This window comes from Brevibacillus sp. NPDC003359, from assembly GCF_042878995.1.
In the GTDB taxonomy this organism is placed as follows: Bacteria; Bacillota; Bacilli; order Brevibacillales; family Brevibacillaceae; genus Brevibacillus.
Map to the genome: position 1 here is coordinate 58908 of NZ_JBIAOR010000020.1, position 7258 is coordinate 66165.

Consider the following 7258-nt stretch of genomic DNA (forward strand, 5'->3'; position numbering starts at 1 on the left):
CTCTTTTTAACTTGGCGATTTTGCAGATTCCCTCGTCAACTGACGCAATCCGTAGCTCATCCTCACTACTTGCCCCTCTTCATCCCGGAAAAACTCAATCCAGGGAATGGCGTCTCTTTTTTGGAAAACGAAGCTATCTTTTTGTACCGGGATCAGTGGGTACGAGAGACCATCCACCGCGAGGATAAGCTTGCCTTCGTTTTTGGCTATCGATGCACTTACCCATTCCTGCGAAGAGTAGTGACCCTCGTACAGTGATAGCTCCTCATCTGCGAGCTCGTATGGATCATAGTCATACAACGGAGCACCTGCCGGCCTTGCAAAATAACTGTTTAAAAACCCGATAACCAACTCTCGGACGCTCACACCATCGAGATTGACCATGATCACGCCTGTTATCCCTTGATCCGGAACCGAAAAAATGTGTGAGCTGATCCCCTTCAGCGATCCGCCATGCTCTACCAGCAAGCCATCTGGAAAATCAGGAGAGACCATCAATCCATAGCCGTATGAGCGGTGTCCGTCGACACGAGCATAGGGAGTGAGCATCTGCTGGACGCTATCGGCAGACAGAATAGGTGTCGGGTCGCCCGCAGCCCCCAGACGAAAGACTTCTAAATAAGCCAGTAGATCATTCACCGTCGATTTGAGGAAACCAGCTGCACGCATCGCTGGGGCATCGTGCCAGATGGGCGCGGCAATGATTTGGTTTTCGTCATCGATTTTTTTGTTGGTATACAAGAGCGTGACGTCATCCTTGTCGGTCAATTCATCCACGGAGAAAACGGTTCTGTCCATACCCAGTGGCTGCAAAATATGCGTCGCGACGTAGTTTTCATACGTCTGGTTGCTGACCCTTTCAATGATCGCCCCCAAAAGCCCGTACGCATCGTTGTTGTAGCTAAAGGCACCCCCTGGCTCCGAGAGCGGTTTCTCTTCAAATCCAGCGATGGCTTCCATGACTTCTTCGTACGTATCCAAGTAAGGCACTGTCTTCAGTTCTTCCTCTGCCTTGGTTCCGATGACAGCCGGATCATTCTCCACGCTCCGTCTCATTGCGCGGTCTAAGTAAGGCATGGGCGCTATTCCAGGCGTATGGGTCATGAAGTGATGAATTGTCATGCGAGCAGTCAGTTCGTGGTCGCCCGCACGAAACTCAGGCAAATGTTTCACAACCGGATCGTGGACAGACAGCTTACCTGCCTCGTGCAACTGCATAATCGCGACGCAAGTAAACGATTTGGTGATGGATGCGATGCCAAAAACGGTGTCGAGAGAAAGTGGCAATTGCTGTTCCCTGTCACGAAAACCGAACGTCCCCTCGTACAAAAGCTCACCGTTACGTGTAACAGCAATAGCTGCGCCTGGAGCCTTCGCCTCGTCCAACAGCTGATTCGCATACGCCTGGAACTGTTCCTTCCATTCCGTCATTTTCATCATCTCCCCATCGCTTGCTCATAAATCGCTTTTGCAACACGGGCGATTGTTAACTCTGCGGCTGATTTGTCAGTCACACCACGTGATAGTGTAGTGATCGCAATCATTCCTTTTCCTTCGGGCAAATAAATGATACCAGCATCATTGACGACTGCATCGACGGTCCCTGTCTTATGCGCGACCTTTGTTCCCTCTGGCAATAAGTACGGCAGACGGCTGTTGTAATGCTGACGTCGCATGATGTCCAGCATCAGCTCGCAGGAGGACTCTGTGAGAATTTCTTTTCTTGCAATCATGATTAAAAGACGGTTCAGCTCGGCTGGTGTCGCTACGTTATTATCACGGGTAGGCATCGAAACATCGTGGATCAATTCATAACTGCCTGACTCTTCCCGTCGCATGAACTCATCGAATCCTGCCTGCGACGGTGTAGGCTCATTCATACCCACACAGTGGTTGAGGAGCTCCCAGCAATTATGCCGCAAATGAATCTGCGAAAGTCCCAACTCATGCATGTGTTCATTCACCTTATCGATGCCGCCGATCAGCTCGAGAATTTGGTCTGTCGCATAGTTATCGCTGACAATCGTCATCAGTGTCGCCAAGTCTTTTACCGTTAAGGCCGCTCCGGCATCCAGCTCTTGCAAAATGCCTGACCCCGGCACGCGTTCCTCCCATTTCAGTGTCACACGCTGGTCGAGACGGATTCGTCCTGCTTCCACCTCGCGCATCAAGGTGACCATGATCGGAATTTTGAATGCGCTCGCCAGTTGAAACAACTCTTCATCGAGATGCCCTGCTGCCTCTCCTGTTTCCAGATGCACAGCCGCGATCCCAAAAATACCGGGTGCTTCATTCAACACGTTCTCTACTACTTGTTGCCATGTCATGAAAATTCCTCCCCCATCGCTCGCGAAATGGCCCACACATGGATTTTCGTGCAGGCCATTTCTTTGATGCGCTATTGTTCTTTGTATCCCCACTTGAAGTCGATGTAGCCCAACGGATCTACCGTGATGCCTTTTACTTTTTCATTTTGTACCCATGAATTCACGCTGGAATATACACCTGTGATCGGCATTTCTTCCATCAGAATGCCCTCTGCTTCAACCAGATACTGATTGCGCTTGGCCTCATCTGGCTCGGCGTACGCCTTTTTCACCAGCTCTACATATTTCTCGCTAAACCAGAAGGTAGAGTTATTGGAGCTGTACTTCTCCATCATCAGCTCCAGGAAGTTGACGGAATCGTTGTAATCTCCCGTCCAGCCTGTTCGGGAAATCATGTACTTCCCTTGCTCCTGATCGTCAAACATGACCTTCAATTCTTTATTGATCAGCTTGACGTCCACACCGAGAGATTGCTTCCATTGAGCCTGCAATGCTTCGGCAATCTTCTTGTTGAGGTCGGAGGTGTTGTAGAGATAGGTGATTTCGGGCAGCTTGTTTATGCCGAGCTCCTTCATTCCTTCTGCCAATAACTGTTTCGCCGGCTCCACGTCGTTATCCTTGAAATATCCTTCCGGTTTCAGGGAGGCGGAAAGTGGGACGAAGCCCATCAGGGGAGTCTGACCCGCTTGACCGATGTTTTCTGCGATGTCACTGCGGTTGAGAGCGTAGGCAAACGCTTTGCGGATTTTGCTATTCGTAAACGGCGGCTTTTCCGTCTGGAACAAGAGATAATAGTTGGTGGCACGCTGCATGGTTTGCAGCTTGCCTTCGTCGCGCAACGGTCCAATGGCATCCGCAGGCAGTCCGCTAATCGGGCCGCCAGCCCAATCCAGCTCGCCGCTATTGAACAGCTCCAGCTCGGTATTCGTATCTTCTATCATGGAAAACTCGATTTCGTTAAACTTCACGACATCTTTGTCCCAGTAATGCTCGTTTTTGGCCAGCTCAATCTTGTTTTTATGCTTCCAATTCACCAGCTTGAACGGCCCATTGGTCACGATGGACTCGGGCTTTTTCGCCCATTCGGGATTGGCTTCTACCACCTTTTGATTGACCGGATAGTAGAAGGTCGCAAGTGTCAGGAAGTAGGGAGTAGGGTTTTCCAAGGTGACTTGAAGCTTCTTGTCATCGACGACTTTGATGCCGACATCCTCCGCTTTCGCCTTCCCTTCGTAAAAGGCGCGGGCATTTTTGATCGGATAGTACTTGTAGGCGGAACCGCTGGCTGTCTTCGGATTGAGCACGCGCATCCAGCCAAAGGCGAAGTCTTGAGCCGTAACCGGGTCTCCATTGCTCCACTTGCTGTCACGCAAAGTAAAGGTGTACACCTTTTTGTCCTCCGATACTTGAATGTCGGATGCAACGGAATTGACTGGCTTGCCATCCTTGTCCAATCGAACGAGTCCATCGTACAGCGCACGGATGAAGGCACCGGAAATCACATCGTTGGACATGCCTGAATCAAGTGTTTCAGGCTCGGCAGCATTCATGAGCAAGGTCTGCTCTGCCGATGGCTGCTGGTTGTCTGGTGCGGTTTGCGTCGGCGTATTGCCGTTGCTGCAGCCTCCAAATAGTCCCGTAAGCAAAACGAAGAGACTTGCCATGACAACTGGTCTTTTCATGCTGTACCCCCCTGTTTGAGTCGGATAACCGATTATTGAATAAATATTCTGCAAATTTTATGCCATTCGTGTTTTCGGTTGTTCTTTTGTTAATTTTATTCAGTGCTGCATACTTTTACCCGAGTCGATCCGACAAGTTTCTACCAGTAGTCTCTGTCACGCAAAAAAGAAGTATTCATCATTGAATACTTCTATTCATTCGCGCATATGGGGCTGTCCTCTCTAGCTTATCGCTGGTTCATACATGGCTACCGCATCACATGACCGTCGGCAAAAAACGATCGGGACATGCTTTTGCTTCGCCAGCTTCTTAATATTTTTGCTCAGGCTGTGACTGACGAAGTTAATAAAGACAAGAACAAGCTCTGTATCGGACGGAATCGTCGCCTTCACATCGGATTTTTTGCGACCAGATACATGATATACATTCTGGAACCCTTTATTCTGCAACAAGCTCTCGATTTCTGCTACCCGATCTCCTCCTACCACAAGAACGCCTGCCATAGTCCTTCCTCCTCTCTTTTCTTCTATTTTCCGGTGCGCGCTTGCGGAATCTTTGCCTCAGGCTTTTCCGCCGGGAGTCTGTATTTTTCCGTTCGCTCAATCTGAACTACCTGTGAATCGTGAATCACAATATGTATGGAGCCGTATTCCAGACCGTCCAGTGCACGCGCGATTTTCTCTAATAAGAGATCGTCCAGGGAATGCTCATTCTTTGCCATGGGGGCCACCCTCCTGTTCAGCCAAATATTAATGTATATTATCCCTACCTATTTAGTATGTTTTATGATCTGATAATACCTCTTGATCCCCATAACTGTCAATGTCAAACAGTTTGGGCATCAAGAGGCTCTTCTCACCCCATTTTCCTTCGATTGACGAAAGCTCCCTGCGCAACTAGACAGTTTAGTTGTCTTTGTCCTCGCGGGAGCTTTCGGTCGACCGATCAGCTAATTCTTTAAAAACCGATACATTTACTTTTATATGAAAATATTACCATATCATTCTGCTATCGGTCAATGCCCCGTGCAGCTCTCTTTCCGCCATTGATTCCCGTTACACCAAATGGCAGGCGACAAATCTGTCAGTGCTAACCTCGCGAAAAGCAGGCACTTTCTGTCGGCAAATGTCTTTCACATACGGGCAACGCGTGTGGAATTTGCACCCTGCCGGAGGATTTGCCGGACTTGGCATGTCTCCCTGTAGAACGATCCGTTCGCGCTTTTTCTTCGGGATAGGCAGAGGGACAGACGAGAGTAATGCTTTTGTGTACGGATGAAGTGGCTCCAAAAACAATTCATCCCGAGGTGCCAGCTCCAGCAATGACCCCAAATACATGACACCGATCCTCGTGCACAGATGCTCTACGACGCTCAAGTCATGCGAAATAAATAAGTACGTCAGCTTCCTTTGCTCCTGCAACTGTGCAAACAAATTGATGATTTGGGCTTGAATCGACACATCCAGAGCAGAGACTGGCTCATCCGCGACGATAAAATCAGGGTTCATCATAATGGCACGTGCGATTCCTATCCGTTGACGCTGACCGCCCGAGAACTCATGCGGATACCGATCGACATGATACGGTGCCAATCCACATAAAGCCATGACCTCTAAGACTCTTTCTCTAATCTCCGCTTGTGGGAGAAGACCGTGATCAAGTAGTGCTTCCCCCAGTGCTTCTCCGATTCGGACGCGCGGATTTAGCGAGCTGTACGGGTCTTGAAAAATATATTGCATCCGCGGGCGCAAAGCACGGAGCTCTTGTCGATTCAACGCGTGTACATCGATACCCTGGAAGCGGACTTCTCCCTCTGTCTTTTCCAAAAGGCGCAGGATAGTGCGACCTGTTGTGCTTTTCCCGCTACCGGATTCACCGACCAGCCCGAACGTCTCCCCTTTTTGGATGGAAAAACTGACGCCATCCACCGCTTTTACATGGCCGATCGTCCTGCCCAAAAGCCCTCCGGTAATCGGGTAATACTTTTTCAGCTGGCGCACTTCCAGCAAATTATTGTCCACGGGCGATCTCCTCCTCATACAGCCAGCACGCGACCTTTCTGCCGTCTCCCCCATCGCGCAAAGGCGGCTGCTGTACCCGGCAAATGTCCAAGCACTGATCGCAGCGGTCATGAAAATAGCAGGCTTCACCGAGTGTCGTCGGATTCGGTACTTGACCAGGGATGGAATACAGCTTGGCTCTGCGCTGATTCAAGACAGGCTTGGAGCGAAGCAAGCCTTGTGTATACGGGTGCTTCGGCTCTTCGAACAGCTCGACGACAGGAGACACCTCTACCACTTTTCCTGCGTACATCACGACCACATGATCGGCCATCTCTGCCACGACACCCAGATCATGTGTGATAAAAAGAATCGCTGTCTGGGCTTCTTCCTTGATTTTGCGCAGCAGATCGAGAATTTGTGCCTGAATAGTCACATCCAAAGCAGTCGTGGGCTCATCGGCGATCAGCAGGCGGGGATTGCAGGATATTGCGATGGCAATCATAATGCGTTGCAGCATTCCCCCGCTCAATTCATGGGGGTACGATTTGGCGATTTCCTTTGCCCGCGGGATACCGACCAGCTCGATCAGCTCGACGGCTCGCGCTTGGGCTGCTTTTTTGCTTAGACCTTGATGCTCCATGATCGGCTCCATGATCTGCTCACCGATGGTCAGTACTGGATTGAGTGACGACATCGGCTCTTGGAAAATCATTGCCAGCTCGTTGCCTCGGAGCTTTCGCATCTCTTCCTTGCTAACTTTTCGCAGATCACGGCCTGCAAACCATATCTCACCCGAAACGATACTGCCTACCGCCTCTGGGATCAGTCCCATCAATGACATGGCTGCCGCGCTTTTGCCGCAGCCCGACTCGCCTACGATGCATACGGTCTCTCCCTCATGGACGCGCAGATCGAGGGCATCGACTGCTTTGACCACGCCTTGTTCGGACTTGAAGTGCGTGCTTAGATTTTGGATTTCGACTAAAGCATTCATGCTTGGCTCACCTGCCTTGTCTTTTAAAAGTAGCTGTAGTGGAGGGGGAGAAGTGATTTCCAGTCTACGCTTCGGCCTACGCCTCGCAGGGGGTATACACTGTCCGCTTCGGAAAAAATGGCGGGAGGGCTTCAAACGTAGAAGTTTCGAGGAGGTCATTCATAAGTTATCATGAACGAGGACAGCCCCTATTCGTAACTTCGTAGGTTACTCTGGCTACACTAAGGGCAAGTACGCCAATGTACAGAGCG

Annotated in this window: 7 protein-coding genes; all 7 read right to left on the reverse strand. The window is 50.2% G+C overall.

The genetic code is table 11. The features are described from left to right. Positions 1-6: 6 nt before the first annotated feature. Positions 7-1431: a serine hydrolase domain-containing protein gene (locus tag ACFYU8_RS28410; protein ID WP_390306027.1), complete on the reverse strand. Its 1425-nt coding sequence runs from the start codon at positions 1429-1431 to the stop codon at positions 7-9. Positions 1432-1436: 5 nt separating this feature from the next. Beyond that, the gene (locus tag ACFYU8_RS28415; protein WP_390306025.1) at positions 1437-2327 is read right to left on the reverse strand and encodes a serine hydrolase; all 891 of its coding nucleotides are present in this window, start codon (positions 2325-2327) and stop codon (positions 1437-1439) included. A 71-nt stretch (positions 2328-2398) separates the two neighbouring features. Then, the gene (locus tag ACFYU8_RS28420) at positions 2399-4009 is read right to left on the reverse strand and encodes a peptide ABC transporter substrate-binding protein (protein WP_390306023.1); all 1611 of its coding nucleotides are present in this window, start codon (positions 4007-4009) and stop codon (positions 2399-2401) included. A gap of 222 nt (positions 4010-4231) precedes the next feature. Next, positions 4232-4513, reverse strand: a complete 282-nt coding sequence (locus tag ACFYU8_RS28425; RefSeq protein ID WP_007729617.1) for a DUF2325 domain-containing protein — start codon at positions 4511-4513, stop codon at positions 4232-4234. 23 nt (positions 4514-4536) lie between these two features. Beyond that, the gene (locus ACFYU8_RS28430; protein ID WP_390306021.1) at positions 4537-4731 is read right to left on the reverse strand and encodes a YezD family protein; all 195 of its coding nucleotides are present in this window, start codon (positions 4729-4731) and stop codon (positions 4537-4539) included. Between the two features lie 334 nt (positions 4732-5065). Then, complete coding sequence (locus ACFYU8_RS28435) at positions 5066-6031, reverse strand: ABC transporter ATP-binding protein (RefSeq protein ID WP_390306019.1); 966 nt, start codon at positions 6029-6031, stop codon at positions 5066-5068. Continuing rightward, positions 6021-7007, reverse strand: coding sequence for an ABC transporter ATP-binding protein (locus ACFYU8_RS28440; protein WP_390306017.1), 987 nt, complete (start codon positions 7005-7007; stop codon positions 6021-6023). The genes ACFYU8_RS28435 and ACFYU8_RS28440 overlap by 11 nt, the downstream gene beginning before the upstream one ends. Between the last annotated feature and the right edge of the window lie 251 nt (positions 7008-7258).

Excerpts from the sequence above, each read along its gene's own strand:
- ACFYU8_RS28420 (WP_390306023.1), bottom strand. The coding sequence starts at position 4,009 with ATGAAAAGACCAGTTGTCATGGCAAGTCTCTTCGTTTTGCTTACGGGA.
- ACFYU8_RS28425 (WP_007729617.1), bottom strand. The coding sequence starts at position 4,513 with ATGGCAGGCGTTCTTGTGGTAGGAGGAGATCGGGTAGCAGAAATCGAG.
- ACFYU8_RS28440 (WP_390306017.1), bottom strand. The coding sequence starts at position 7,007 with ATGAATGCTTTAGTCGAAATCCAAAATCTAAGCACGCACTTCAAGTCC.
- ACFYU8_RS28430 (WP_390306021.1), bottom strand. The coding sequence starts at position 4,731 with ATGGCAAAGAATGAGCATTCCCTGGACGATCTCTTATTAGAGAAAATC.
- ACFYU8_RS28410 (WP_390306027.1), bottom strand. The coding sequence starts at position 1,431 with ATGACGGAATGGAAGGAACAGTTCCAGGCGTATGCGAATCAGCTGTTG.
- ACFYU8_RS28415 (WP_390306025.1), bottom strand. The coding sequence starts at position 2,327 with ATGACATGGCAACAAGTAGTAGAGAACGTGTTGAATGAAGCACCCGGT.